The organism is Aeromonas sp. FDAARGOS 1403 (assembly GCF_019047325.1).
In the GTDB taxonomy this organism is placed as follows: domain Bacteria; phylum Pseudomonadota; class Gammaproteobacteria; order Enterobacterales; family Aeromonadaceae; genus Aeromonas; species Aeromonas dhakensis.
The window spans coordinates 4106587-4132507 of record NZ_CP077249.1 but is presented as its reverse complement, the minus strand read 5'-3'; the positions used below and the strand labels follow the sequence as shown (position 1 = coordinate 4132507).

The following is a 25921-nucleotide window of genomic DNA, read 5'->3' as shown; positions in this document are numbered from 1 at the left end:
TTCAGCCGAAAAATCCAGCTTCTTTCTGAAATTAAAGAAGTTTCTACTGGTCTTACCTGGCTAAATCTCATTGCCCTTTGGTTAACAATCTATTTACATTCAAAGGGTCACCTCATGGTGGTGACGTTGACAACGGCAAGGAGCCAGTTATGACCCATGTCGACATCCCTTTCCTTCGTTACCTCGATGAGGAAGGGCGCCCGGTCGCCACACTACCGACCTGGCTGGACAAGGCGATGCTGCACACCTTCTACCGAAACATGGTGATGGTGCGCAGTTATGACAAGAAAGCGATCGCGCTGCAGCGAACCGGCAAGCTCGGCACGTTTCCCTCCCATCTGGGAGCCGAAGCGGTCGGAATAGGCGTCGGGCTCGCCATGCAGCCGCAGGATGTCTACGTGCCCTACTACCGGGACATGCCCACCCTCTATGTGCGGGGCGTGCCCATGGAGAAAAACCTGCAGTACTGGGGCGGGGACGAGCGTGGCAGCGTCTTTTACAAGGCGGATGGCGAACTCTCCGAGGACCTTCCCATTTGCGTGCCCATCGCCACTCAGATCACCCATGCCGCCGGCATCGCCGCGGCCTTCAAACTGCGCAATCAACCCAGGGTCGCCGTGGTGACCATCGGCGATGGTGGCACCTCCAAGGGTGACTTCCTGGAGGGGCTCAACTGTGCCGGCGTCTGGCACCTGCCCATGGTGATGATCATCAACAACAACCAGTGGGCCATCTCGGTGCCGCGCAAGCTGCAGTCGAGCGCCCCCACCCTGGCCCAGAAGGGGATAGGGGCCGGCGTGCGTAGCCTCCAAGTGGACGGCAACGACGTGGTCGCCGTTTATGAGGCCACCCGCAGCGCCGTCGAACGCGCCCGCAGCGGCAAGGGGCCGACCCTGATCGAAGCGGTCAGCTATCGGCTGGGGGATCACACCACGGCCGACGATGCGACCCGCTATCGGGAAGCGGCCGAGGTGGAAGCCGCCTGGGCCAAGGAGCCGGTCAAGCGGCTGCGCCAGTTCATGTTTGAACAGGGCTGGTGGGACGAGCAGCAGGAGCAGGCTTTGCTGGCAGAGGCGGCCCGCGAGGTCGAACGCGCCGTGGCCGTCTATGAAGGAACGGTGGCGCAGGCCCCGGAAACCCTGCTCGACTATCAGTTTGCCGAGTTGCCGAAGGATTACCGCACGCAGCGCCAGCGCATCATCGCCAAAGGCATGCAGCAGCACAGCGGGGAGGAAGCATGAGTGATATGACGTTGCTCGAGGCCGTCAATCTGGCGTTGCATCACGAGATGGAGCGGGACCCGGATGTGGTGGTGCTCGGCGAGGATGTGGGGGTCAACGGCGGGGTGTTTCGCGCCACCGTGGGCCTGCGCGACAAGTTCGGCTTCAAGCGGGTGATCGATACCCCGCTGGCCGAAGGGCTGATCGCCGGGGTGGCGGTCGGCATGGCTACCCAGGGGCTCAAGCCGGTGGCTGAATTCCAGTTTCAGGGCTTCATCTTCCCCGGCATGGAGCAGATCATCTGCCAGGCGGCGCGGATGCGCAACCGCACCCGGGGCCGCATCACCTGTCCCATCGTCTACCGCTCCCCCTATGGCGCCGGTATTCACTCCCCCGAACACCACAGCGAGAGTGTGGAAGCCCTGTTTGCCCATATTCCCGGGCTGCGGGTGGTGATCCCTTCCAGCCCGAAACGGGCATATGGCCTGCTGTTGTCGGCTATCCGTGACCCGGATCCCGTGATGTTCTTCGAGCCCGATCGCATCTATCGCTCCATGAAATCCGACGTGGTGGATGACGGCATCGGCCTGCCGCTGGATGTCTGCTTCACCCTGCGTCCCGGCCGCGACCTCACGGTCGTCGCCTGGGGGGCCTGCATCCAGGAGGTGATGCGGGCGGCGAACCTGCTGGCGGAACAGGATATCCAGTGCGAGGTGCTGGATCTGGCCACCATCAAGCCGCTGGACATGGAGAGCATACTGGCATCGGTGCGCAAGACCGGCCGCCTCTTGGTGGTGCACGAGGCGTGCGGCAGCTTCGGAGTCGGTGCCGAAATCGTGGCACGGGTCACCGAGGAGGCGCTCACCTCCCTCAAGGCTCCGCCCAGACGGCTTACCGGGGTGGACGCCGCCGTCCCCTACTACCGCAACGAAGAGTATTACCTCATCACCGAGCAGGACATTGCCGATGCGGCTCATCAGCTGATGGAGAACCAGTGGCTATGAAATTTTTCAAATTACCGGATCTGGGTGAAGGCTTGGCCGAAGCCGAGATCGTCGAATGGAAGGTCAGCGCCGGCGATACCGTGAGTGTCGACCAGGTGTTGTTATCGGTAGAGACGGCCAAGGCGCTGGTGGATGTTCCTTCACCAGTGGCTGGGGTCATCGCCAGGCTGTGTGGTGCCGAGGGGGACATTCTGCACATAGGTGCGCCGCTGGTGGAGTTCGAAGGCGGCGAGGATGACGGCACCGTGGTCGGCAAGGTCAACGCTCATCAGCAGCATATCGAGGATCACTTCGTGGTGGGCGCCATCGCCCCCGGCGGCGCCCTGGTGCAGGCCATGCCAGCGGTACGTCTGCTGGCCCAGAAACTGGGGCTCGACATCGAGCGGATCAAGGGCAGCGGCAGTGCCGGCATGGTGACCGAGCAGGACGTGCAGCAAGCGTTCGAAGCTCAGCAGAGCAGCGGCAACGAGTTCCTCAAGGGGTCGCGCCGGGCCATGGCCAAGGCGATGGAGCTCTCGCACCAGACGGTGGTGCCGGTCAGCATCACCGACGAGGTGGACTTGCGCCACTGGCGCCCCGATGAAGACGTTACTGTAAGGCTCATCAAGGCCATCGGGGTGGCTTGTCGGGCCGAGCCCTCCATGAATGCCTGGTTTGACGGCGACACCCTGTCAAGACGGCTGTTCAGGGAGGTCAACGTGGCCATTGCGGTGGATTCCAAACATGGGCTCTACGTGCCGGTAATGGAAAACGTGGCCGAGCGGGAAGGGGCCGATCTGCGCCAGGGGCTGGATCGCATGATCGCCGACGTGAAGGCGCGCGCCGTACCGCGCGAGATGCTGCAGGGGGCGACCATCACCCTCACCAACTTCGGCGCCATCGCGGGCCGCTATGCCAGCCCGATCGTGACGCCGCCCCAGGTGGCCATCATTGGCGCGGGCAAGTTGTTCGAGAAGGTGGTGTTCATCCATGGGGAGGCGCGCCCGGTCAGAGCGCTGCCACTGTCGATGACATTCGACCACAGAGCCTGTACCGGCGGCGAGGCGGCACGCTTCCTCAAAGCCCTGGTTCAAGCACTGGAAGCACCTACGCTGTAACGTTTGTGCCCTGCCGTGGCAGGGCACAAATTGTTTGCGTAATCCCCAAAGCCACGTATAATCTCAACCAGCTTGAAAGGGCGATAGTTATGTCAATGAATATGATGTTTTACATCTTTTCCTGTTGTTCATAAGTTAATCCCGTTTTTTGAGCTTTATCCGCTGAAAAGCATAAGTAATTATTTTGAATACAGGTTTAAAGATATGTCTAACATGATCACCGGTACCGTTAAGTTTTTCAACGAAACCAAAGGTTTTGGCTTCATCCAGCAAGAAAACGGCCCGGACGTTTTCGTTCACTTCAGCGCCATCCAAGGTAACGGCTTCCGTACCCTGGCTGAAGGTCAGCGCGTACAGTTCTCCGTGACCCAAGGTCAAAAAGGCCCGCAGGCTGAGAACGTAACTGCTCTGTAATTCTTACAGAATTTAAGAAAGCCGTGGTGCCTTTGGGTTCCACGGCTTTTTGTTTATGGGCGTTTATCACCGTCCGTCGGTGTGAGGCGTGACCTTCTACTTCTGCATGTTGTGCCGACTATGTTGCCATCCCTTCTGCTCGCCGCCACTCTGATAGCCTCCACCGATAAACAGGGGCCGAACCTCGTTGAGAAAGAGGCCATGGCCGTGTGCCAGCAGTTTGTGCAGGTGCGGGTGGGCGCTGGCAGGCTCCCGGACGAGATCAGGGCGCAGTCGTTGCCGCAACGGGCGGGGGAGTGGATGGTCGATGGCAAGATAAAAGGACCCGAAGGTCCTTTGCTGTTTGCCTGTCTGTTGCGTCAAGGGAAACGCTGGGAGCTGCTCAACTTTTCGCTGTGGGCTCCCAAGGCGGTCAAAGCGGTTTGAGTGCCACCAGCAGGTGCTGCAGGTGTTCCACCATGGTCATGCCAAAGGGCGTCAGATAGCCGCCATCTTCCGCGCTGATGAGCCCCTGCTGGTGCAGGCGAACTGCCGCCTGGCAGAGTTCGTCGGACATGTCGCTGCGCAACTTGATACCCAGGCTCATGTTGGCCGGATCAAAGCATGCCAGTATTTTCAAATCGTTTACAAACTCGCTGGAAACCTGGTCGATCCCGATCATGAATGCACTCCTTACGCTAAAGATGTATGCAAACTAGCACTCCCGGATCCACTTTAGTGGGCGCTGGCTCAAACTATTGGGCTTTATCTTTCCCTGGCGTGCTCGAACGCTGCTTTTTTGGCCGTCATCTGGCGAATCAATTGAGAATTGTTTGAGTCCGGCTTTGCGGCGTCAAACATGATAGGATAGGGCTTCCTTTGTCTATCTGGCCGATATTGTCTGTCGGCCCCCGGTTCAAGGCGCATTCCATGGTCAAGATCACACTGGTATCCCTGCTGCACACCCTGGGTTCCCGTTTTTCCGTCTACCCGGTCTCTCTGCTGTTGCCGCTGCTCGAGCAACATGAAGGGGATCTCTGGCTACCCGCCTGCAAGGGGGCTGATGTCGCGGCCCTGCGTCAGCATGGCAAGTGCGCAACCGCCCAGAGCCTGGCACCGCTGACGGCGGCCTGGTGTGACTTCGCGACCGGTGAAGAGGGGGCGACGCCTGAGCTGGACGCGCTGGCCAACTACGACAGCGAGATGATGGACAACCTGCAGATGTACTGGCACAGCCCGGCCAAGATCAACAGCCCGATCACCGACAATCTGTTCGAGCTGCGCCGCGAGGTGGTGGAAGAGGCTCATGGCGGCAAGCTGGCCGATGCCTGGGACAGCGCGCAGCAGGCTCGTCTTGCACAGATCCTGGCGGGGGCGAGGGCCGGTCGGGATCAGCTCTGTTTCGTCGAAGTGGAGGCAGCCTACTGGCTGCGCCAGCGCCTTGGCGAGATGGCGGAGATCGACCTGGTGACTCCTGAGCTCGGGTGAACCGGCTCAAAAATCGGTGACCGATCTCTCATACTGGACAAGGCGCCGGCAAGATGTGAACATGGCGCCCTTTATTGCACAAGAGACTTGACCGATGAGCTATGAACTGAGCGACACCGAGCGCAATGCAGCGCTGCAACTGAACGCGGACTACCGCTTTGATCACTTCATCAGCAAGCTGGTCGAGCACGAAGAGCTGTTCGTTCTGACCGACGAGCACGGCGTCATGATGCTGACCACCGACGATGAAGACTGCATCCCGGTATGGCCGCACCCGGAGTACGCCAAGGCGTGGGCCGAAGGGGAGTGGGCCGACTGCAAGCCGCAGTCCATCACCCTCAAGGTGTGGCTGGAGCGCTGGATTGACGGCATGGAGCAGGATGAGCTGTGCGTGGCCGTCTTCCCGACGCCGGATCAGGAAGGTATCGTGCTGGAGCCGGCCGACGTGGCCGACGCCATCGCCCAGAAGCAGGCCAAGCGCGGCTAAGTGCCTCCTGCCTCAGCGAGCAACCCAGGTTGCAAAAAAGACCCCGCAATTGTGCGGGGTCTTTTTGTTGATGGCCTTGGCACACCCTGGCAGAGAAGCGGGTTGCCCTATTTTTGCTGATAGGTGGTGTCAACCAGGGTGACGGGCGGGAAGGGCTGGCCTGCCTTGATGGCGGCCCGGGTCTGCGCCTTGGTCTCTTCATCAATCCAGAACAAACCGCCGTAACTGTAGCCACTGTTGCTGCCGTCCAGCGGCCAGTAGAGCAGTTCGCTCTTGGGCGTCGCCGGCAACTTGGGCAGTTTTATCCAGCGCCAGGCCCCTTCCCGGGTGTAGGGCACCTGATAGGCGGGCACGAAGCTGGCCAGTTCATAGAGTCGCTGCTGGATCTGGCGCGACAGCGCCGCCTTTTTGGCGAAGTCGAACTCCTTGTCGTACTGCTCCACCAGGGCTGTGATGGCGTCGTCATTTATGTTCATGATGTTGTTGGTCTGCGGCTTGTTGGCGTTGACCTTGTGGAAATATTCCCAGTAGGCGGGATAGCGGCTGGTGCTCCAGCCCATCCAGGCGCTCTGGTGTTTCTTCTCCAGCATCGACTTGAAGCCGGCCGAGGCATCCATCAGGTTGAGCTCGATGTTGAGCCCCGCCTTCTTGGCCTCTTCGCGCAGCAGGGTGAGGCGCTGGGCGTGCTCCGCCGTGGTGTAGGTGATGCTCAGAGTCAGCGGCTGGCCCTTGTCGTTTTGCAGGGTACCGTCGGGGCCGGGCTTGGTGAAACCGGCCCTGGCGAAGTACTGGCGCGCCAGCTCGGGGTCAAACTGGCGGGCCTTGAGCGCCGTGTTGGTGAACTCCCCCTGGCCTGAGCCGTAGCTGTTGAGGCGTTGATAGTCCCCCCGCAGCAGGGTGGTGAGCATCTTGTCGAGGTTGAGGGCATGCTGGATGCCGAGCCGCACATTGAGGTCGCGCAGCAGCGGGTTGGCGGTGTTGAGATAGAGCCCCATGGGGGACTGGGGGGTCTGGTTGTAGAACCAGTGTCGCTCGATATAACCCTGCTCGAACTCAGGCGTCCTGGTCTTGTCGTGCCACCAGTTGGGCATGACCAGCGGGAAGGTATCCAGCTCGCCGCGCAGGAAGTGCTGCCAGGCGATGTTCTGATCCCTGAGCACCTTGAGCTCTATCCGGTCCGGGTTGAAACGGTGCTGGAAGTAACGCTCGTCATTGCCCCACCAATCCTTGACCCGCTCGAAGGTGACCGACTTGCCCTTCTTCACCTCGCCAAGCTGGTAGGGGCCGGTCACCGGCAGCACCTTCCAGTTGTACTCCTTGACCCAGTCGGCGGTGATCTTGATGGCGTGGCTGGGGGCCGGGGTGAAGGGGAGGGATTCCAGCAGATCCTGGCGACTCTTGGCACTGCCGCTGGAGATGGCCAGGGTGTGGTCGTCAAACTTGGTGACGTCGCTTATCTGGGTGCTGTAGTAGTTGTTGTACCAGGGGTCGTTGATCTCCTTGCTGCGCAGCAGCTTGAGGGTGAACAGCCAGTCATCGGCGGTGACCGGTTGGCCATCCGACCAGCGCGCCTTGGGATTGATGCGCAGATAGAGGGTCTTGTGGTCGGCTCCGAAGGCCCATTCGTTGGCCAGCATGGGCATGGGATTGCCGGTGACGGGGTGGGTACTCAAGAGCGGCAGGTTGGTCTCCCGCACATAGCCGGCGAAGCCGCCGTTGGAGTCCGGACCGTACACCCGCAGGGTCAGCGGAAAACTGGTCATGAAGCCGCGAAAGGTGCCGCCCCGCTTGGCGGCCGGATCCGCGAACACCGGATCCGCGTTGTTGCTCTCCCACTTGAGGTCAGCCGGCAGGGTGGCGCTCCAGCCGTAGTGGCTCAGGCAGAGGGTCAGGGTGATGGCACTGGTGCGCAGAAGGCGCGGGATGATCCGGGGGCCGGCGGTGACTGTCGATGGCATGTCCTTGCTCTCCTGATGGCTGCGTCCTGCAGGCCATGTGTTGATGACGCGAGCCCCGTTGGGGGCTGGATCATCATGAAAAGTTTCTCCGCCCCGGTCAATGGCGACGGGTAAATAAGCGTCAGGCTGCGGTCTGCGATTTGAACCAGCGCAGCCGCCCGCCCAGCAGATGCACCACGAACCCCAGCAGCACCAGGGCCGAACCCAGCCACTGCAAGGGGGTGGGGTGCTCGTCCAGCAACAGGGCCGCCGCCACCATGCCGACGCAGGGCACCAGCAGGGAGAGGGGGGCCACCTGCGCCACCGGGTAGCGCATCAGCAGCCGTCCCCACAGGCCGTAGCCGAGCCAGGTGGCGACAAAGGAGAGATAGAGCACGCACAGGATCCCCTGCCAGCTGATGTTGAGCAGGCTGCTGGCCATCAGCTCAGGCCCCTCGAACAGCCAGGAGAGGGCGAAGAAGGGGAGGATGGGCACCAGCCCGCCCCAGGCGACCAGGCTTGGCAGAGACGTCTTGTAACGCAGGCCGATCTGGCGATTGATGACATTGCCAAGGCCCCAGCAGGCGGCGGCGCAGAGGGTCAGCACGAAGCCGAGCAGGGTGAGATTGCCCTCGCCATGGGTGGCAATGAGGTAGAGCCCGGCCCCCGCCAGCGGCAGGGCCACCCAGTGGTGGGGTTGCCAGCGCTCCCCCAGCCAGATCATGGCGAACAGCAGGGTGAACACCACCTGGGATTGCAGTACCAGCGAGGCCATGCCCGCCGGCATGCCGAACTTCATGGCGCAGAACAGAAAGGAGAACTGCCCCAGGCTGATGGCACCGCCGTAGGCCAGCAGCCAGCGCCAGGGCATGGCGGGTCTGGGGACCAGCAGGATGGCGGGAAAGACCACCCCGACGAAGCGCAGCGCCCCCAGCAGCAGTGGCGGGATCCCCTCCAGCCCCCACTTGATGGCGACGAAGTTGAGCCCCCAGCAGAGGATGACCAGAGCGGCCAGAAACTTGTCCTTGGTGTGCATGTGACGTCCTTGAAAAAGTGGCCCTTGCCAGGCAGTGGCCAAAAGAGGACGAGCATACCCTCGTCTGGGTGGGCGCCGTCAAGCCGCCAGTCGGGGGATCAACCCGGCAACGGGGGGCAAGGTGCGATTCAGGCGGCGACGCAGTGCACTGTGATGCCGCGCGCGGCCAGGGTGGCCCGCATGGGGGCGGGCAGGGCGTCGTCGGTGACCAGCACGCCGATCTGGCCCGGCGTGCCGAGTGGACTTGGGTGGATGGCGCCGAACTTGCTGCTGTCGGTGATGACCACATTGGTCACCCCCTTGGCCAGTACGCTGTTGACCACGTCGGCCCGCATCATGTCGCGGCCGGTGAAGCCCACCTCGGGATGAAAGCCGTCCACCCCGATGAAGGCCTTGGAGAAGTGCACCTGCTCGATGCACAGCCGGGTCAGCGGCCCCACCACGCTCTCGCTCTGATGCTGGAACAGGCCGCCGAGCAGTACCACCTGGGCCTGGGTGTCGCGCAGCAGATGGGCGATGTAGCTGCTGATGGTGATGATGGTGACCCGCTTGTGCAGGGCCAGATGACGGGCCAGCAGGGCGTTGGCGCTGCCCCCCTCGATAAAGACCGTCTCGCCATCCTCCACCAGCTGGGCGGCGCGCTCGGCAAGGCGCTCCTTGAGCAGGTAGTTGATGTTCATCCGGGCGTCGGGGTCGTCACTCTCCAGCGCCATGGCCGAGCCGTGCACCCGCTTGAGCAGCCCCTGTTTTTCCAGCGCGGTCAGGTCGTTGCGCACCGTCACCTCCGAGACCCCGGTACGTTGGGAGAGCTCGCTCACGCTCATCTTGCGGGCCTGATGGACCAGGGTGAGGATCAGTTGGTGGCGTGGGTTCATGGGACCTCGCTGGCTGGCAGTGGATAGCGGCAAGCCACCGCACGGGTGGCTTGCCGGTCATAATGGGGCACAGTTGCCCCTGGTGGAGCCTGTCAGAGACAGTGCTCGGTGCGGGCGATGATATCATCTTGCGCATCGGGGGATAAGGCGGTGAAGAAGGCCGAATAACCCGCCACCCGCACCACCAGATCCCGATACTGGTCGGGATGGGCCTTGGCCGCCAGCAGCGTCTCGCGCGAGACGATGTTGTACTGCACGTGCCACCCCTTGTGCACCTCGAAGAAGGTGCGCAGCAGGCTCATCAGCTTGGCCTTGTCCCGCTCGCTCTCTAGGCTGGCCGGGCTCAGCTTCTGGTTGAGCAGCACGCCGCCGAGGATGGCCGGGGTGGGCAGCTTGCCGAGGGAGTTGAACACCGCCGTGGGGCCGAGGCGATCCGAGCCCGACGCTGGGCTGGCCCCTTCCGCCAGCGGGGTGTGGGCGTGGCGGCCATCCGGGGTGGCCATGGTGGCCGCACCGAACGGCACGTTGGCCGAGATGGAGGAGGTGCCCGCATAGTAGGTGCCGCCGATGGGGCCACGACCGAAGCGGGTGTTGTGCAGCCCCTTGAGCTCGTCGATGTAGCTCTGGTAGGCCTGCACCAGCAGCAGGTCTACCTCGTCCAGATCGTTGCCATATTTGGGGGCTGCATTGGTGAGGCGCTGGCGCAGCTGCTCGCCCTGCAATCCGGCAAAATCCTGCTCGAGCGCCTCGGCCAACTCACGCTGATCCACCACCCCCTGCTCGAACACCAGTTTCTTCAACGCTGCCAGGCTGTTGCCCAGGTTGGCGATCCCCACCTGCAGGCCGGAGACCCAGTCATAGACGGCGCCCCCCTGCTTGATGGTTTTGCCGCGCTCGATGCAGTCATCCACCAGGGCGCTGCAGAGGATGTCGTGGGCCTGAGCTTCCAGCACGCTGTCGACCACGCAGTCGATCTCGATGGACTTGCGGGTGAAGTAGCGCACCTGCTCGTCCCAGCGGGCCATCACCTCTTCGAAGTGGCTGAAGGTGCCGTCCCGCAGTGACTGGGGCTGGGGCAGGAAGACCTTGCCGGTGGTGGCATCGTGGCCGCCATCGAGCGCCGCCAGCAGGATGCGGGCGAAGTTGATGAAGCTCATGCCGGTGCAGCGATAGCCCCACTTGCCGGGCACCGCGGTCTCGATGCAGCCGATGGCGGCGTAGTGGTGGGCATCCTCCTCGCTCACCCCGAGTTTGATGAACTCGGGGATCACCACCTCGTCGTTGTTGAAGGCGGGCATGCCGAAGCCGCAGCGGATCACCTGGATGCAGGCGTCGAGGAAATCCTCGCTCATGCCGGCGTGGTAGCGCACCGAGAGGTTGGGCTGGGTGGAGCGCAGCTGGCCGCAGGACTCCAGAATCGCGTAGGAGAGGCCGTTGACCGCGTCGTGGGCCTTGCCATTGCGCCAGTTCTGGCCGCCGATGGTGACGTTTTGATAGAGCGGGCTGCCGGCGGAGGCCTTGGAGTGGGTGCCGGAGCGGATCTTGTTCACCTCCAGCAGCTTGAGCCAGCACCCTTGCAGCAGTTCGATGGCACGTGTGCGCGGCAGGGATTCCGACAATTCCACCTCGCGGCGATACCAGGGGTAGAGGTACTGGTCCATCCGGCCAAACGACACCGAGTGGCCGTTGGACTCGATCTGCAGGATGAGCTGGATGAAGTAGCAGAGCTGCAGCGCCTGCCAGAAGGTCTCGGGTGGCTGGTGGGCGATACGGGCGCAGTTGAGGGCGATGGTCTCAAGTTCGCCGCGGCGCTCGGGGCGCGGCTCCTGCTGCGCCAGTTCGTGGGCCAGCGCGGCGTAACGCTCGATGTGCTGGCTGACGGCATCGAAGGTGATGGCGACGGCCTGCAGGAACTGCTCGCGCTGCAGATCAGCCCAGTCTGCCAGATCGAGCCGGCCGCGCCGCTCGGCCACCCTGGCCTTGAGGCCGTCGAGACCGAGAGCAAGCAGCTGCTCATAGTTGACCGCGAGGTGCGCATCCCCCGAAGTCATGTTGCCCTCGGCCTTGATGATGCCGCTCTCCAGCAGCCCCTTCTGCTCGTCGGTAAAGAGGCCGTAGCAGCGATCCTGCACCGTCTGGCCGCGCCAGAAGGGGGTGAGGGCGTGGATGGCCAGCTTGTCCGCCTCGCTCACCGCAAAGCCGGCGCCAGGTCTGTCCGCCAGCTCGTCTATCTCCTTCTCGATCCAGCCCACCGTGTATTCGGGAAAGAGCGGCGCCGCCCGCACCTGGCTCGCCTGGTTGCCGACGATGAGCTCGTCGTGCTTGATCCAGATGATGCGCTCCTTGAGGTGGTGGGCCATCGCCAGGGCGCGGCGCACCGGCAGCGGCCTGGCCAGGTGGGTCTGATAGGCCTCTGTATAGTGACGGGCCCGCTCGGTGCAGACCGGTGGCTGGACGATGTGGATCAGGCTCTCCTTGTGGGCACGGATCCGCGGGGGCAGGGTGGTGAGGTCGAGCTGGGTCATGGTCTTATCCTCTGGTCATAGGGCAGTGAGTGGCTGATGCCATGGGGTGTTGCTAGCCCCGGGTGAGCGGGGTCAGCCCCTGCGCACGGGCACACTCATGGGCAAAGGCGAGCAGTGCCGGGTCATCGAGTGGCTGGAGGGGGGCCTGATAGGGTTGGTCGAGCAGGGCGTATTTGCCCGCGCCCAGGGTGTGGTAGGGGAGAAAGTGGATCTCCTGTACCGTGCCGAGGCTGGCGGCGGCACGGGTGATGGCCTCGATGGAGGCGCGGTCGGCATTGAAGCCGGGGATGAGCGGCACCCGGATCTGCATGGCCACGCCGCGCTCGGCCAGCCGCTTGAGATTGGCCAGCGGCAGGGCGACCTTGCCGCGGGTCCAGTCGAAGAAGCGCTCCTCATCCACATGTTTGAGATCCGCCAGCAGCAGGTCGAGGTGGGGGAGGCTGGGTTCAATCTGGTGCCAGGGCACGTGCAGGCAACTTTCCACCGCGGTATGCAGCCCCTCGACCTTGCAGCGGGCCAGCAGGCTGGCAGCAAATTCTGGCTGCATGAAGGGCTCGCCGCCGGAGAGGGTGACCCCGCCGCCACTGCGCTCGAAGAAGGGGCGATCCCGCAGGATGGTGGCCATCAGGGTGTCCAGACTCTCCTCCCGGCCGCACACCTGCAGCGCTTCGCTGGGGCAGAGGCCGCGCAGCCGTTCCACATCCTGATTGCCGAGGGATGTGCGGGTGAGCTGGACACCCTGGCTGTCACGCAAGATTGCCGGGCAGGCGTCGCTGCAGAGCCGGCATCCCTCGATGCATTGGCGCCGGTCGAGTAGTATGTCCGGCTTGGGAGAGCGGCTTTCCGGGTTTTGACACCAGCGACAGGCCAGCGAGCACCCCTTGAGAAACACCAGAGTGCGAATGCCGGGGCCATCGTGGGTTGAATAGCGTTGCAGGTCGAAAATCATACCGCCTCCTTTTGTTTTTGCATTCTATTTTCTTTCGTTCGAAGGTTGATTTGATTTTGATCAACTAAATTGCGGATGTTATGTCGCTAGAATGGCGACAGATTGCACATCCCCTTAAGGAGTCAGAGATGGAGCTTTATCTCGATACTGCCGATGTGGCTGCGGTGCGCCGCTGGTCACGGATCCTGCCGCTGGCCGGCGTCACCACCAACCCGTCCATTACCGCTGCCGGTGGCATGCCGCTGGCCGAGCTGCTGCCTGCCCTGCGGGAGGCGCTGGGGCCCAAGGCGCGGCTGTTTGCCCAGGTGATGGCCAAAACCGAGACCGAGATGGTGCGCGAGGCATTTGCCCTGCGTGAGCTGGACCGGGACCTGGTGATCAAGATCCCGGTATGTGAAGAGGGGCTGGCGGCCATCAAGACCCTGACGGCCAACGGGGTGCCGACCCTGGGCACGGCGGTCTATACCCCGCTGCAGGGCTGGCTGGCGGCGGTGGCGGGGGCCGAATACGTAGCGCCCTACGTCAACCGGCTGGATGCCCAGGGGGGCGATGGCATCGCCACCGTGCAGGAGCTGCAACAGCTGCTGGCGCTGCACGCGCCGCACAGCAAGGTGCTGGCAGCCTCCTTCCGCACCCCGCGCCAGGCCCTCGACTGCCTGCTGGCGGGTTGCCAGTCCATCACATTGCCGCTCGACGTGGCCGAACAGCTGCTGCGGGTGCCGGCGGTGGACGCGGCGCTGGCGAAGTTTGATCAGGATTGGCAGCGGGCGTTTGCCTGAGCCTGTTTGAAGGCCGGATGATGAAGGGGCGGCAGGCGGGCTAAGCTAGAAGAGAGGGCCCGCTGTGACGGGCCAGTATCGATGGCTGATCGGAGGTGCCCCATGAGCGATCATACCCTGCTGCCCCACGGTGAAGATCTGCGCCGCGCCGTGCGCTGGCTCAGCGAGCACCATCAACACGACATCCGTGCCATCGAAGAGGCCTGCATCCGCTTCGATCTGTCGCCGCTGGATGAGGAGTTCCTCATCCAGCACTGCGTCGAGCGGTCGCGGGAAGGGGGCGCCAACTAGACGAAGTTGGCGAGGTTGATGCCGAACTCCTTGGGATCGACCGTACTCTCGATGGTCTCCTGCACCCCGTTCTTGGCAAGATCCAGCCACTGCACCTCGAGGTAGTGGCGCTGGGTCCCGTGATAGATCACCTTCACCACCGGTTTGAGCGGTTCATGGGGATTGCGCTGCATGACGATGGCCAGCCGCTGGTTGGAGAGCTGCACCAGGGTACCTACCGGATAGACCCCCATGCACTTGATGAACTTGGTGACCAGTTCGGCATCGAAGTGGTGGTTGATCCCCTTGAGCAGAATGCGAAAGGCCTGGGTCGGCTGCATCCCCTGCTTGTAGACACGATCCGCGGTGACGGCGTCATAGACATCGACGATGCCGCTCATGCGGGTATAGAGCGAGAGCTGCTCGCCCTTGAGCCGCTGCGGGTAACCGGTGCCGTCGAGCCGTTCGTGATGGTTGGCGGCCACCTCCAGCATGGTGGCGGTGATGCCGGGGGTGTTGCTCAGGATCTCGTAGCTGTGCACCACGTGCTGGCGCATGACGGCAAACTCCTCGTCGGTGAGCTTGCCCGGTTTGTTCAGCACCTCGTCCGGGGTCATGATCTTGCCCACGTCGTGCAGCAGGCCGCCCAGGGTCAGCTCCTTGAGCACGCTGCGATCCAGGTCCAGATAGCGGCCGAAGTTCGCCAGCAGGATGGCGACGTTCATGGAGTGCTCCATCAGGTAAGCATCCTTGGCGCGAATGCGGGCCAGACAGAGCATGGCGTCGCCGTGGGTGAACATGGTGTCCACCATCTCCTCGGCCACTGCCGCCAGCGGCGTGATGTCGATGGGCTCCCCCGCCTTGAGGTGGCGGATGAACTTGCCCTGCAGCTCGCGAGCCTCCTGATAAAGCCGGCGGATCTTGAGCTCGCGCCCCTCGCCGTTGCCACTGCCGGAGGGACGTTGTGAGCTGGTCGCAGAGACGGCGGGCTGGGGGGAGATGACCTGCTCGATGCCGGGCAGCTTGCTGCGGGCGAGATCGACCCGCACCGTGAGTACGCCGCGCCTGACCAGATCGTTGATCTGCTGGCGGGTGGTCACCAGCCCCATCTGGGCAATCTCCATGCCGCCGGTCTGGCTGGTAATGGCGATCACGTACATGCCGGGTTGCAGCTGGTTGACGGGGATAACGGGATGAGGAGTGTGCGACTTCATACGGCTTCCTGACATTATTATTATGCGTGACGTTAGGCCCTCTGTTGGCAGTCTAACACCGGCGCCGGGGTTCGTCATGGCGACATGCTGGCCGGCCTTGACGCTTAGTGCTGGAGTTGTCGGCCCCGGCCGATATAATGACGCCCCTTTCTTGATGGACTCTGAGGTTGTGCATGCGGCTCGATAAATTTCTTTGCGATTGTTCCGACTTGACCCGCTCGCTGGCGGGCAAACTGATCCGGCAGGGAGAGGTGATGGTGGACGGCATCGTGGTCAAGCAGCCCGCCTTCCACATCAACGAGCAGAGCCAGATCGAGTTCGACGGCGTCACCCTGACTCTGGATCAGCGCAACCGCTACTTCATGCTGCACAAGCCGGAAGGGTATGTCTGCTCCAACGAGGATCCGGATCACCCCACCGTCTTCTTCCTGATGGACGAGCCGGCCATGGGCAAGCTGCACGTGGTGGGGCGGCTCGATCTCGACACCACAGGTCTGGTGCTGGTGACTGATGACGGCCAGTGGTCCCATCGCATCACCTCTCCCCGTCACGAGTGCGCCAAGACCTACCACGTCTGGCTGGCCGATCCGGTGAGCCCGGATGCCATTGTGCTGTTTGCCGAAGGGGTGCTGCTGCGCAGCGAAACCGAGAAGACCCGGCCGGCCCAGCTGGAGATCCTGGGGGAGTGCGAGGCGCGCCTCACCATCCACGAGGGCAAGTACCATCAGGTGAAGCGGATGTTTGCCGCCATCGGCAACAAGGTGGTGGGGCTGCACCGGGAGCGGGTGGGTGATCTGGTGCTGGACGACGATCTGGCGCCGGGCGAATATCGCGAGCTGACCGCCGACGAAATCGCCCGCTTCTGATCGCCAGGAGTCAGTGGCCGCTGGCACCCAGCACCAGCACGGTCCCCAGGGTGGCCAGCAGGGTGCCGGCCCAGGCGGCGGCGGACGGCCGCTCACCCGAGTGCCACCACAGCAGTGGCAGCAAGATGACGGGGGTGGTGGAGGAGAGGATGGCCACCATGCCCACATCCCCCTGTTTCAGGGCCACCAGGATCAGCGTCATGCCGAGCGCCATGGCGAGGAATCCGTTGAGGGCGATCATGCCGAAGATGCGACGGTTGATGGGATGCAGCGGCTTGCTCAGTGGCAGCCCGGTCATGCGCAGGGCGCAGTGAGCCAGCAGGGCGCTGCCCATCCTGACACCGGAGGCGCTCACCGCATCGACGTCGCCGCCCATCATCACCGGCTTGGCGATGATGGCGCCCAGGCTCTGGCAGAGGGCGGCAGTCAGCCCCAGCGCAACCCCGGCCACCAGGCTACCCCGTATTTTCTCCCATTCGCTGCCGCTGCTGCGCCGACCAAACAGGATCGCCAGCATGACGCCGACAAACACCAGCATGGCGCCGGCCAGCCGGGAACCGGTCAACTGCTCGTTGAACAGCCAGAGCCCGAGCAGCGCGGAAAACAGCGCATGGCAAGAAAACAGCAGACCGCTGCGACGGGGTCCCAGCCGGTTCATGCAGGCGTAGAGGGCGGTATCGCCGATGAAGATGCCGATGAGGCCCGAGATGGCCAGCAGGGGGAGGGCGCTGCCCGAGAGGGTATGCCAGCCGCCGGTCAAGAGACTCATGCTGCCGAGCATCAGGCTGACCAGGCACATCCGCCAGCGGCTGTAGGCAAATGGCCCCAGATGGCGAGCCGGTTTGACGGAAATCAGGGCCGCCACTGCCCATAAACTGGCCGCTGCCAGCGCCAGCCACTCATACCCCATAAAAACTCCTGAAAAAAATAGCCCGAGAGACTCCATCTCTTGGGCAAGCCCGATACAATACGGGGCGTCTTCGGGGATAACAAGCGCGGCATCATGCATTCGTATCCAGGCGCGCCGCCGGCCTTCCCCCTTTCCTGAAATAAGTGCATTGAACGAGGTTTATGTCATGGTTTACCGCTTAGTACGCCGGCCGGCACCACGCTGGCTCTCCCCCTTGCTGCTGGGGCTGCTGCTGACCCCGCCGCTGCAGGCGACCACGGTATCCCAGGATCCCGCGTTGTCGGATCGCCAGACCCTGGTCAAGGGCAATGGCGCCGAGCCCGAATCCCTCGACCCGGCCCAGATCCGCTCCGGCTTCCCCGGTGAAGTGGTGCTGGTGGACCTGTTTGAAGGGTTGGTGAGCGAAGATGGCCAGGGGCGGATCGTGCCGGCCCAGGCCCAGCGCTGGGAGACCAGTGCAGACGGACTGGTCTGGCGTTTCTTCCTGCGCCCGCAGCTCAAGTGGTCCAACGGTGAGCCGCTCACCGCCGCCGATTTCGTCTATGCCTGGCGCCGTCTGCTGGACCCCGCCCAGGCTTCCCCCTCTGCCGGCCTGCTGCTGGCAACCGGCATCAACAATGCCCAGTCCATCTACGCTGGCGCGCTCGATCTCAACACCCTGGGGGTGGAAGCCGAGAGCGAGCAGATCCTGAAAGTGACGCTGGAGCGGCCAGTCCCCTACTTCCTGCAACTGATAAGCCAGCGCCCCTTCGTGCCGGTCAACGAGAAGGCCATCAGCCAGTTCGGCAAGCAGTGGACCCAGCCCGGCAAGCTGGTCAGTAACGGCGCCTACAAGCTGGTGAACTGGGTACCGAACGAGCGCATCGAGGCGGAACGCAACGTGCAGTACTGGGATGATGCCCACACCCGGATCCAGCGGGTGACCTATCTGCCGCTCGCCTCCCAGCATGCCGAACGGCTGCGCTACGAGGCGGGGGAGATCCAGCTCACCAACAAGGTGGCGCTGGAGTATTACCAGAAGACCAGGGAGGCGACCCCCGAGCGGATCTGGGGTCTGCCGCTGCTGGGCACCTACCTCTACACCTTCAACCTGCGCCGCCCTGAACTGCAGGACGTGCGGGTGCGTCAGGCTCTGGCCATGACCATCGATCGTCACCTGTTGACCGAAAAGGTCAGCGGGCAGGGCGAGCAACCCGCCTGGTCGCTGCTGCCCGGCATGCCGGGCTATGAGGCGCTGAGCTCCCCACTGGCCCTGCAGGACCAGCCGAGCCGGCTGGCCAGGGCGGCGGCGCTGCTGGCCCAGGCCGGCTATGACAGCCAGCATCCTCTCAAGCTGACGCTCACCTACAACACTTCTGAGAATCACAAGAAGCTGGCGCTGGCCGTCGCAGCCATGTGGAAGCCGCTGGGGGTCGAAGTGACGCTCAACAACATGGAGTGGAACGCCTATCAGGTGGCCAAAGACAGCGGCGATTTCATGCTGGCCCGCTCCTTCCTGTTCGGGGATTACGTGGAGCCCTCAGCCATGCTCAACAGCTTCCGCTGCCAGGATCCCCAGAACGAGAGCGGTTACTGCAACCCGGCCTTCGACGGCCTGCTGCAACAGGCGGCCGATACCCTGGATGGCAATGCCAGGAGCGGGATCTACCACCAGGCCGAGCAGTTGCTGATGGACGAGATGCCGGTCATTCCCGTCTATCACTACAACCAGATGCGACTGGTGGATCCCACCCTGCGCGGCCTGCCGGTGCAGAACCTGAAGGGGGCGATCGCCACCAAGGATCTCTACTTCAGTCAGCAGTAAGGAGCTTGCCATGAAGATTGCCATTCTTTCCGACCTGCACGGCAGCCTGAGTGCGCTGGAGCAGGTACTCGACCAGCTCGCCCCCTGGCAGCCGGATCACTATCTGCTGCTCGGAGATCTGCTCAATCACGGCCCGCGCAACCCGGTACCGCCTGGCTATGCTCCTGCGGCCGTGGCCGAGCGGCTCAACGGGCTGGCCTCCCGCATCATGGCGGTGCGTGGCAACTGTGATTCGGAAGTGGATCAGATGCTGCTGGATTTCCCCATCACCGCCCCTTACAACCAGCTGCTGGTGGATGGCCGGCGCTGGTTCGTCAGTCACGGCCATCTCTATCGGCCTGCAGAGGTGCCGCTGCCTGCCGGCAGCCTGTTCATTAGCGGCCACACCCATTTGCCCGTGTTGCAGCGTGAAGGGGAGCTGGTGCTGATGAACCCGGGATCCATCTGTTTTCCACGCGGTAACCTGGCGGCAAGTTATGGCCGCTACGAGGATGGGGTACTCGGGATCCACGCCTGTGCGGACAGCGAAGTGCTGTTGCGGCTGGCGCTGTAAAAAAGAGAAGGGGGGATGGTTGTGCTGCGGTGCAGCCAGCAGTCGTAACGGGGTGTAACGGGTAGCTCAGGCCTTGATGCCGATGGAGCGGGTACCGGAGCGGGTATTGCCCTTGGCGTCATAGGTCAGGGAGTTGCGATCCCGCAGCTTGCTCAGGTAGCTGGCCAGCCGGCGGTTGGAGACGATGCTGAGCTCGAGCAGGCGCCCGTTCAGATCGTTCTGTTCCTGGCAGGCATCGAGTTTCTCACGCAGGGTGCGCATCTGCTCGGGGTGGGCGTTCAGTTGCTGTTTCAGGTCGGGCAGCAGCGCCATGGCCTTGTCCAGCTCTTCAATATCGGCAAGCAGCTTCTGTTTACGCTCAGCCAGCTCGGGCAGCGCCAGCGCCTGGTGCTGCTTGAGCAGGTTGAACTCCTCCTCCAGCAAGCCCTGCATCTGGGAGAGGTAGTCGTCTTGGGTGTGCAGCAGCGAAGGTAAATCCATCATCCCAGCAACTTGTCGAGGTTGGATTCAAAACTGAACATCTTCTTGGCCACAGCTTCGCTGTCGACCCGATATTCACCATTGGCCACGGCTTTCTTCAGGCTCTCGACCCGGCTTTCATTGCCGGTGGAGGCTGAGTTGAGGTTCTTCTGCATCTGTTGCAATTGCTGCGCCTCGCTGGTCAGAGAGACGGAGTCGGTCTTGACGGCCGCCGCACGGTTGTCGGAGGACGAGGTCGCTGGTTTGGTGCTGGCACCCTGGCTGCTACCGGTATTTTGCAACCGATTGTTCGCCAAGTTGTTGATATTGTTAATAGCCATAGTGTTTACCTTCGCCTGCTTTGCTGTTCGCTTACCTGTTTATCGGTGGCTGCCGTCATAACTTTAGAAAAAAGTGATCCGAAAATACTCAGAAGGTGACCACCACGGAGCCAACTGCGTTGACTTTTCCCTGCACCGTTTTGCCTGACCGGATATTGACGAGCCTGATCATGTCTCCGAAGCTGCCATCTTGCAAGGCTCGGGCCATGGTTTTGATTTGCATGCTGCTATTTTCTGCGCTGAGGGTCACCTGGTCACCCTTGCAGACGACGCAGACCTGGCTGAGCCGGATGGGCTGGCCCGGCTTGAGTTCCCGTTTGCTGCGAACGCCGATGAAGGCTGTAGTATCGCTGAGATAGTCGCCGCGGATCAGGGTCTGATCCTGGTAGGCCTGTGTCAGCACGCTCTCGCTGAGGATGTCGCCCTTGGCCACCGGCGTGGAGACGGTCACATACGGCTTCTGTATGCTGATCCGCACCGGCAGGTAGAGATCCCAGGGTTTCTCCTCCTCACATTTGAGGTAGACGGTGGTATTGCGGCGGATCTCCATCTTGGCGGGCAGGGTGATGGACAGATGCTCTTCGCAGCGGCTCAGGGGCAGACGTTCATCGATGGAAGCGGCCTGCACCTGTGCCTGGGCGTCGAGGGGGACATCGAGCTGGCCGAGCACAAATTCCTGCGCCTTTTCTTGCAAGTAACTGGTCACCTCGGATGCCGTGGCGTGAGAAATGCCGCAAAACAGCAGTAAGGTGAGGAAAAGTCTACTAATCATTTTCGCTCGCAGGCCGATAAGTTGTTCACGTATATCACCATATTTAACTATGCTTGCTTCAGAATTCGTTCGTAGTGACATCGACAGTCTGACGCAAGCCAACACGCATGCATGATTAATGCCAAGCGTTTTTAGGGAGTGTTTATGGCCAGTATCCTGGACTCGGTCAACCAACGTACCCAGCTGGTGGGGCAAAACCGGCTGGAATTGTTGTTGTTTCGTCTCAACGGACGTCAAAGATTTGGCATCAACGTATTCAAGGTACGTGAAGTGTTGCAGTGTCCTCCCTTGACCGTCATGCCCAAGCTAAACTCCTGCATTCGCGGGGTGGCCCACATTCGTGGCCAGACGATCTCCGTCATCGATCTGAGCATGGCGATGGGCAAGCGTCCTATCGAGGATCTGACCAAGTGTTTCATCATCATCTCTGAATACAACCGCTCCATTCAGGGCTTTCTGGTGCACTCGGTCGAGCGCATCATCAACATGAACTGGGAATCCATCCTGCCACCACCGAAAGGGGCGGGGCGCATCAACTACATGACGGCCGTCACCGAGGTGGATGGGGAGCTGGTCGAGATCCTGGACGTGGAGCGCATCCTCAACGAGATTTCGCCGGTGTCGACCGAAGTGAGTCAGGAGCTGGTGGAGGCCAGCGTAGAACACCCGACCCTGGGACGTCCGGTGCTGGTGGCCGATGACTCTTCCGTGGCCCGCAAGCAGGTGCAGCGCGCCCTCGAAGCCATCGGGGTACAGTGCGTGCTGGCCAAGGATGGACGCGAAGCGCTCAACATGTTGCTGGAGATGTCCAAAAACGGTCCCATCAAGGATCAGATCGCCCTGGTGATTTCGGACATCGAGATGCCGGAGATGGATGGATATACTTTCACGGCAGAGATCCGCAACAATCCCAATCTCAAGGACTTACATGTTATTCTGCACACATCCCTCAGTGGGGTGTTCAATCAGGCCATGGTGCAGAAAGTTGGTGCGAACAATTTCATTGCCAAATTCCAGCCGGATGAATTGGCCAAGGCCGTACAAGGCGCACTCTAATCAAGAAGAACAAACTGCATGAAGACACTTTCGGACGACTTATACAAACAATTCAGCAATTTTCTGGCGGTACAGAGCGGAATCGTGCTGGGTGACAACAAACAGTATCTGGTCAAGAGTCGGCTTTCACCCTTGATGACTCAGTTTGGTATTGAGAGTCTGTCTGATCTGGTTACTCGAGCGATGAGTGTGCGTGAGCGTGACCTGAAAATGGCAGTGGTTGATGCCATGACCACCAACGAGACCCTTTGGTTCCGCGATACCTATCCCTTCCAGCTGCTGACCGACAAGATCTTTCCCGAACTGGGCAAGAGCGGTCGGCCCATCAAGATCTGGTCTGCGGCCTCTTCCTCCGGACAGGAGCCCTATTCCATCGCCATGACGGCGTTGGAACAGCAGATGAAGAAACCCGGCACCTTGCCAGGCGGCGTCCAGATCGTGGGGACGGACATCTCGACCACCATGCTCAATCAGTGCAAGGAGGGGGTATACGACAGCCTGGCACTGGCCCGTGGTCTGTCGCCAGAGCGCAAGAAGCTGTTCTTCGAACCCCATGGTGAGAACAAGATGCGGGTGGTGGAGCGTGTCAGAAAATTGACCACCTTCCGGCCCTTGAACCTGCTGGAGAGCTACAGCCTGCTTGGCAAGTTTGACATCATCTTCTGTCGCAACGTACTCATCTACTTTGCCCCGGAAGTGAAGTCCAAGATCCTCAACCAGTTTGCAGCCAGCCTCAATCCCGGCGGCTACCTGATGTTGGGGGCTTCCGAGTCGCTGGCCGGTTTGACCGACAGGTTCGAGATGATCCGCTGCAACCCCGGCATCGTCTACAAGGTTAAATGATCCCCGCTTAAATCCCTCTTTGGCACACCTCTTGCTAATAATTTCTCAAGCAGGAGGTGTGCTATGGCAATTTCATTCGACAAGGCATTTGGTATCCATCAATACACGCTGAGCGTTCGCTCCAAGCGTGCCGAGGTGTTGTCCAGCAACATTGCCAACGCGGATACCCCTGGCTTCAAGGCCAGAGACATCAACTTCTCGCAAGCATTGGAAGAGGCCCAGCAACATCAGGGCTTCGGCCTTGCCACGACCAGCGAGAAGCACTTTGCCCTGCAGATGGATGCGCCCGGCGTGACGCAGTACCGCAATCCCCTGCAGCCGGATACCGGTGATGGCAACACGGTGGACGTGCAGCAGGAGCGCAGCGAGTTCTTGCGCAACAGCCTTGAATACCAGACCTCCCTTGAATTTATGAACAGCAAGATCAGTGGCCTGCTGAAGGCCTTGAAAGGAGAACAGTGATGAGTTTGTTCAAGGTCTTTGACATTGCAGGCTCGGCCATGAGTGCACAGTCTGTTCGACTCAACACGGTAGCCAGCAACATGGCCAACGCCGACAGCGTGAGTTCCAGCGTGGAAAAAACTTACCATGCCAGGCGGCCAATCTTTGCCGCCCAGCTGGATCAGGCCATGTCGGACAAACAGGCGTCGGCCGGGGTTGAAGTGAAGGGCATTGTCGAGAGCGATGCCCCTCTGCTCAAGGAGTACAATCCTAACCACCCCATGGCAGACAAGGATGGCTTCATCTTCAAGCCAAACGTCAACATGGTGGAAGAGATGGCGGACATGATCAACGCCTCGCGCAGCTATCAAACCAACGTGCAGGTGGCCGATTCTGCCAAGAAGATGCTGCAGCAGACGCTCAACCTCGGCAAGTCCTGACAGGGGGACGCATAAATGGCAGATACAACCAGTGGTGTGAACGGTATTGGCTATACCTCCACCCAGACCACGGGCACGACCACCACTCCGAAGAAGGAGCTGGATCAGGAGTCGTTCCTGAAGCTGCTGACCATGCAGCTCTCCTATCAGGATCCGTTCAAACCGGTGGACAACGCCCAGATGCTTTCCCAGATGACGTCCATGTCGACGTCCCAGGGGATCAGCAGCCTATCGAACCAGATTGGCAGCCTCAATACCTTGATGACCTCCAGCCAGGCGCTGCAGGCATCGGCACTGGTGGGGCAAAACGTCTTGCTGCAGAGCAACGTCGGCTACCTGGAAAAAGATGGTTCTTTGCCGGGTGTGGTCGCAGTGGGCACAGAAAACAAGTATTCGAACGTCAAGATCACCATCGAAGACGAGAGCGGACAGGTCATCAAGGAGTTTCCCCTGGAAGGTGACCAGAAGGGCAACGTCGAAATTGTATGGGATGGCAAGGACAAGAACGGAAACCCGGCCAAAGAGGGCAAATACACCCTCAAGGCAAACGGTACCGTGGACGGGAAGTCGGAGAGTGTGCCGATCTTTGCCTATGGCAAGGTCGACAGCGTGATCCTGGGTTCGGCAAGCAATCCGACCCAGCTCAATTTGAAAGGCCTCGGTACAACAAGCTTGAACAGTATCTTGCAGATTGCAGGTACGGTGAAAACACCATCAACCACCACGCCAACAGCATCGATCTAAGGAGCTGGATATGTCATTTAACAATGCCTTGAGCGGTGTCAACGCGGCACAAAAAGATCTGAACGTTACCGCCAACAACATTGCCAACGTCAATACCACGGGCTTTAAAGAGTCTCGTGCCGAGTTTGCGGACGTCTACGCCAACTCCATCTTCGTCAATGCCAAGACCCAGGTCGGCAACGGTGTGGCAACGGGGGCGGTGGCGCAGCAGTTCCATCAGGGAGCGCTGCAATTCACCAACAACGCCCTTGACCTGTCCATCCAGGGCAACGGCTTCTTCGTGACGTCGGACGGTCTGACCAACCTGGATCGTACCTTTACCCGGGCTGGGGCCTTCAAGCTGAATGAAAACAGCTATATGGTCAACAATCAGGGCAACTATCTGCAAGGTTATGAGATCAACACGGATGGGACACCCAAGGCGGTCAGCATCAACGCCACCAAGCCGATTCAAATTCCGGATCGGGCGGGCGAGCCCAAAATGACCGAGCTGGTGGAAGCCAGTTTCAACCTGAGTATCGAGTCGAAAACCAAACCGACGTCACCGGCTGCGTTTGATCACACCAACTCCGCCACCTTTGCCCACTCAACTTCCGTGACGATTTATGATTCGCTGGGGGCCCCCCATGTGATCACCAAGTATTTTGTCCGCCACGAGGATCCGGCTGCCCCGGGAACGCCGCTGACACCGGGTACCTGGAGCATGTACATGTATGAGGGGGACAAGCCCATCGACATCGCTGGTGGTTCACCCAGCCCGGCCGCAGGCGTCCCCACCGGCGTCCAGATGACGTTTACCTCCGGCGGCAAACTGGATACAGCGCTGACCGTCCCGGCAGATCCGATCAAAACCGTCACGCTTGGTACTGCGGCCGGGATTATCACCAACGGTGCCGACCCCACCCAGACACTGGAGATCCGTCTCGGCGACGTGACGCAATACAGCTCGCCTTTCAACGTCACCAAGCTGACCCAGGATGGCGCCACCGTTGGTAATCTGACTAAGGTGGAGATTACTCCGGACGGTATTGTGTCGGCGACCTACAGCAATGCGACCACGTTGAAGGTTGCCATGGTGGCACTTGCCAAGTTCGCCAACTCGCAAGGATTGACCCAGGTTGGCGATACCTCCTGGCGCCAGTCTCTGCTCTCTGGCGATGCGTTGCCCGGCACCCCCAACTCGGGCACCCTGGGCAGCATCAAGTCCTCTGCGCTGGAGCAATCCAACGTGGATTTGACCTCCCAGCTGGTCAACCTCATCACGGCGCAGCGCAACTTCCAGGCCAACTCCCGTTCGCTGGAAGTGAACAGCTCCCTGCAGCAGACCATACTGCAGATCCGTTAAGTCTGGTTGCATGCACGACAAGGGGCGCTTCGGCGCCCCTTTTTATTGGCTGTTGTTGGGGGGGATTGCGGCG

29 protein-coding genes are annotated in these 25921 nt (G+C 61.4%); 18 read left to right on the top strand and 11 right to left on the bottom strand.

Annotated elements, in window-relative coordinates; translation table 11 throughout:
• Positions 1-149 precede the first annotated feature (149 nt).
• From pdhA to I6L33_RS18935, 5 genes are all read left to right on the top strand, one after another.
• Complete coding sequence (gene pdhA / locus I6L33_RS18955) at positions 150-1241, top strand: pyruvate dehydrogenase (acetyl-transferring) E1 component subunit alpha (protein ID WP_025201423.1); 1092 nt, start codon at positions 150-152, stop codon at positions 1239-1241.
• Positions 1238-2224, top strand: a complete 987-nt coding sequence (locus I6L33_RS18950; protein WP_005302805.1) for an alpha-ketoacid dehydrogenase subunit beta — start codon at positions 1238-1240, stop codon at positions 2222-2224. The genes pdhA and I6L33_RS18950 overlap by 4 nt, the downstream gene beginning before the upstream one ends.
• Complete coding sequence (locus I6L33_RS18945) at positions 2221-3321, top strand: dihydrolipoamide acetyltransferase family protein (RefSeq protein WP_017778578.1); 1101 nt, start codon at positions 2221-2223, stop codon at positions 3319-3321. Before I6L33_RS18950 ends, I6L33_RS18945 begins: the two co-directional genes overlap by 4 nt.
• Before the next feature lie 204 nt (positions 3322-3525).
• A complete protein-coding gene (locus tag I6L33_RS18940) occupies positions 3526-3735 on the top strand; it encodes a cold-shock protein (protein WP_005302803.1) in 210 nt (69 codons plus the stop codon).
• A gap of 120 nt (positions 3736-3855) precedes the next feature.
• A complete protein-coding gene (locus I6L33_RS18935) occupies positions 3856-4161 on the top strand; it encodes a hypothetical protein (RefSeq protein WP_010633450.1) in 306 nt (101 codons plus the stop codon).
• On the opposite strand, the gene I6L33_RS18930 is transcribed toward I6L33_RS18935, so the two are convergent.
• Positions 4148-4396 (bottom strand): TIGR02647 family protein, encoded by a 249-nt coding sequence (locus I6L33_RS18930; protein WP_005302794.1) that lies wholly within the window; start codon positions 4394-4396, stop codon positions 4148-4150. The two genes, I6L33_RS18935 and I6L33_RS18930, sit on opposite strands and share 14 nt — an antisense overlap.
• Positions 4397-4644: 248 nt before the next feature.
• On the opposite strand from I6L33_RS18930, the gene I6L33_RS18925 reads away from it, so the two are divergent.
• On the top strand, positions 4645-5202 hold the full coding sequence (locus tag I6L33_RS18925) for a hypothetical protein (protein ID WP_010633451.1): 558 nt from the start codon (positions 4645-4647) through the stop codon (positions 5200-5202).
• A 94-nt stretch (positions 5203-5296) separates the two neighbouring features.
• Complete coding sequence (locus tag I6L33_RS18920; RefSeq protein ID WP_005302792.1) at positions 5297-5689, top strand: DUF2750 domain-containing protein; 393 nt, start codon at positions 5297-5299, stop codon at positions 5687-5689.
• A gap of 107 nt (positions 5690-5796) precedes the next feature.
• On the opposite strand, the gene I6L33_RS18915 is transcribed toward I6L33_RS18920, so the two are convergent.
• The 5 genes from I6L33_RS18915 to I6L33_RS18895 form a co-directional block, all read right to left on the bottom strand.
• Positions 5797-7647: an extracellular solute-binding protein gene (locus I6L33_RS18915; RefSeq protein ID WP_216973110.1), complete on the bottom strand. Its 1851-nt coding sequence runs from the start codon at positions 7645-7647 to the stop codon at positions 5797-5799.
• A 121-nt stretch (positions 7648-7768) separates the two neighbouring features.
• A complete protein-coding gene (locus tag I6L33_RS18910; RefSeq protein ID WP_005302790.1) occupies positions 7769-8662 on the bottom strand; it encodes an EamA family transporter in 894 nt (297 codons plus the stop codon).
• A gap of 128 nt (positions 8663-8790) precedes the next feature.
• The gene (locus tag I6L33_RS18905) at positions 8791-9537 is read right to left on the bottom strand and encodes a DNA-binding transcriptional regulator YciT (protein WP_123246957.1); all 747 of its coding nucleotides are present in this window, start codon (positions 9535-9537) and stop codon (positions 8791-8793) included.
• Between the two features lie 92 nt (positions 9538-9629).
• The gene (locus I6L33_RS18900; protein WP_216973109.1) at positions 9630-12062 is read right to left on the bottom strand and encodes a formate C-acetyltransferase/glycerol dehydratase family glycyl radical enzyme; all 2433 of its coding nucleotides are present in this window, start codon (positions 12060-12062) and stop codon (positions 9630-9632) included.
• A 52-nt stretch (positions 12063-12114) separates the two neighbouring features.
• Positions 12115-13011, bottom strand: a complete 897-nt coding sequence (locus I6L33_RS18895) for a glycyl-radical enzyme activating protein (protein WP_216973108.1) — start codon at positions 13009-13011, stop codon at positions 12115-12117.
• Between the two features lie 128 nt (positions 13012-13139).
• Here I6L33_RS18895 and fsa point away from each other — a divergent pair, with 128 nt between their 5' ends.
• Together fsa and I6L33_RS18885 are read left to right on the top strand one after the other, a co-directional pair.
• The gene (gene fsa / locus I6L33_RS18890) at positions 13140-13790 is read left to right on the top strand and encodes a fructose-6-phosphate aldolase (protein ID WP_005302782.1); all 651 of its coding nucleotides are present in this window, start codon (positions 13140-13142) and stop codon (positions 13788-13790) included.
• Positions 13791-13892: 102 nt separating this feature from the next.
• Positions 13893-14081, top strand: a complete 189-nt coding sequence (locus tag I6L33_RS18885) for a hypothetical protein (protein ID WP_010633458.1) — start codon at positions 13893-13895, stop codon at positions 14079-14081.
• Here I6L33_RS18885 and I6L33_RS18880 read toward each other — a convergent pair.
• The gene (locus I6L33_RS18880) at positions 14078-15274 is read right to left on the bottom strand and encodes an HD-GYP domain-containing protein (protein WP_017765631.1); all 1197 of its coding nucleotides are present in this window, start codon (positions 15272-15274) and stop codon (positions 14078-14080) included. The two genes, I6L33_RS18885 and I6L33_RS18880, sit on opposite strands and share 4 nt — an antisense overlap.
• Positions 15275-15447: 173 nt before the next feature.
• On the opposite strand from I6L33_RS18880, the gene rsuA reads away from it, so the two are divergent.
• Positions 15448-16140, top strand: coding sequence for a 16S rRNA pseudouridine(516) synthase RsuA (rsuA, locus tag I6L33_RS18875; protein WP_216973107.1), 693 nt, complete (start codon positions 15448-15450; stop codon positions 16138-16140).
• 10 nt (positions 16141-16150) lie between these two features.
• Here rsuA and I6L33_RS18870 read toward each other — a convergent pair whose 3' ends face one another.
• A complete protein-coding gene (locus tag I6L33_RS18870; protein ID WP_216973106.1) occupies positions 16151-17050 on the bottom strand; it encodes a DMT family transporter in 900 nt (299 codons plus the stop codon).
• Between the two features lie 166 nt (positions 17051-17216).
• Here I6L33_RS18870 and I6L33_RS18865 point away from each other — a divergent pair, with 166 nt between their 5' ends.
• Positions 17217-18854 (top strand): peptide ABC transporter substrate-binding protein, encoded by a 1638-nt coding sequence (locus tag I6L33_RS18865; protein WP_123246953.1) that lies wholly within the window; start codon positions 17217-17219, stop codon positions 18852-18854.
• 10 nt (positions 18855-18864) lie between these two features.
• Positions 18865-19407 carry a phosphodiesterase gene (gene yfcE, locus I6L33_RS18860; protein ID WP_017778567.1) on the top strand — a complete coding sequence of 181 codons (543 nt, stop codon included), beginning with the start codon at positions 18865-18867 and terminating at the stop codon, positions 19405-19407.
• Between the two features lie 66 nt (positions 19408-19473).
• On the opposite strand, the gene I6L33_RS18855 is transcribed toward yfcE, so the two are convergent.
• The 3 genes from I6L33_RS18855 to flgA all read right to left on the bottom strand — a co-directional run bounded on the left by I6L33_RS18855 (position 19474) and on the right by flgA (position 20901).
• Positions 19474-19890: a flagella synthesis protein FlgN gene (locus tag I6L33_RS18855; protein ID WP_017778566.1), complete on the bottom strand. Its 417-nt coding sequence runs from the start codon at positions 19888-19890 to the stop codon at positions 19474-19476.
• A complete protein-coding gene (gene flgM, locus I6L33_RS18850) occupies positions 19887-20207 on the bottom strand; it encodes a flagellar biosynthesis anti-sigma factor FlgM (RefSeq protein ID WP_005302771.1) in 321 nt (106 codons plus the stop codon). Before flgM ends, I6L33_RS18855 begins: the two co-directional genes overlap by 4 nt.
• Before the next feature lie 88 nt (positions 20208-20295).
• On the bottom strand, positions 20296-20901 hold the full coding sequence (flgA, locus tag I6L33_RS18845; RefSeq protein ID WP_043169702.1) for a flagellar basal body P-ring formation chaperone FlgA: 606 nt from the start codon (positions 20899-20901) through the stop codon (positions 20296-20298).
• A 222-nt stretch (positions 20902-21123) separates the two neighbouring features.
• Here flgA and I6L33_RS18840 point away from each other — a divergent pair, with 222 nt between their 5' ends.
• From I6L33_RS18840 to flgE, 6 genes are all read left to right on the top strand, one after another.
• Entirely contained in the window at positions 21124-22035 is a 912-nt protein-coding gene (locus I6L33_RS18840; RefSeq protein ID WP_005302769.1) for a chemotaxis protein CheV, read from the top strand.
• 18 nt (positions 22036-22053) lie between these two features.
• Positions 22054-22878 (top strand): protein-glutamate O-methyltransferase CheR, encoded by an 825-nt coding sequence (locus tag I6L33_RS18835; protein WP_026458868.1) that lies wholly within the window; start codon positions 22054-22056, stop codon positions 22876-22878.
• Between the two features lie 63 nt (positions 22879-22941).
• Positions 22942-23340 carry a flagellar basal body rod protein FlgB gene (flgB, locus tag I6L33_RS18830; RefSeq protein WP_005302767.1) on the top strand — a complete coding sequence of 133 codons (399 nt, stop codon included), beginning with the start codon at positions 22942-22944 and terminating at the stop codon, positions 23338-23340.
• Positions 23340-23759: a flagellar basal body rod protein FlgC gene (gene flgC, locus I6L33_RS18825; RefSeq protein ID WP_005302766.1), complete on the top strand. Its 420-nt coding sequence runs from the start codon at positions 23340-23342 to the stop codon at positions 23757-23759. The genes flgB and flgC overlap by 1 nt, the downstream gene beginning before the upstream one ends.
• A 15-nt stretch (positions 23760-23774) precedes the next feature.
• A complete protein-coding gene (locus I6L33_RS18820; protein WP_005302765.1) occupies positions 23775-24503 on the top strand; it encodes a flagellar hook assembly protein FlgD in 729 nt (242 codons plus the stop codon).
• 10 nt (positions 24504-24513) lie between these two features.
• Positions 24514-25848: a flagellar hook protein FlgE gene (flgE, locus tag I6L33_RS18815; protein WP_005302764.1), complete on the top strand. Its 1335-nt coding sequence runs from the start codon at positions 24514-24516 to the stop codon at positions 25846-25848.
• Positions 25849-25921: the final 73 nt, after the last annotated feature.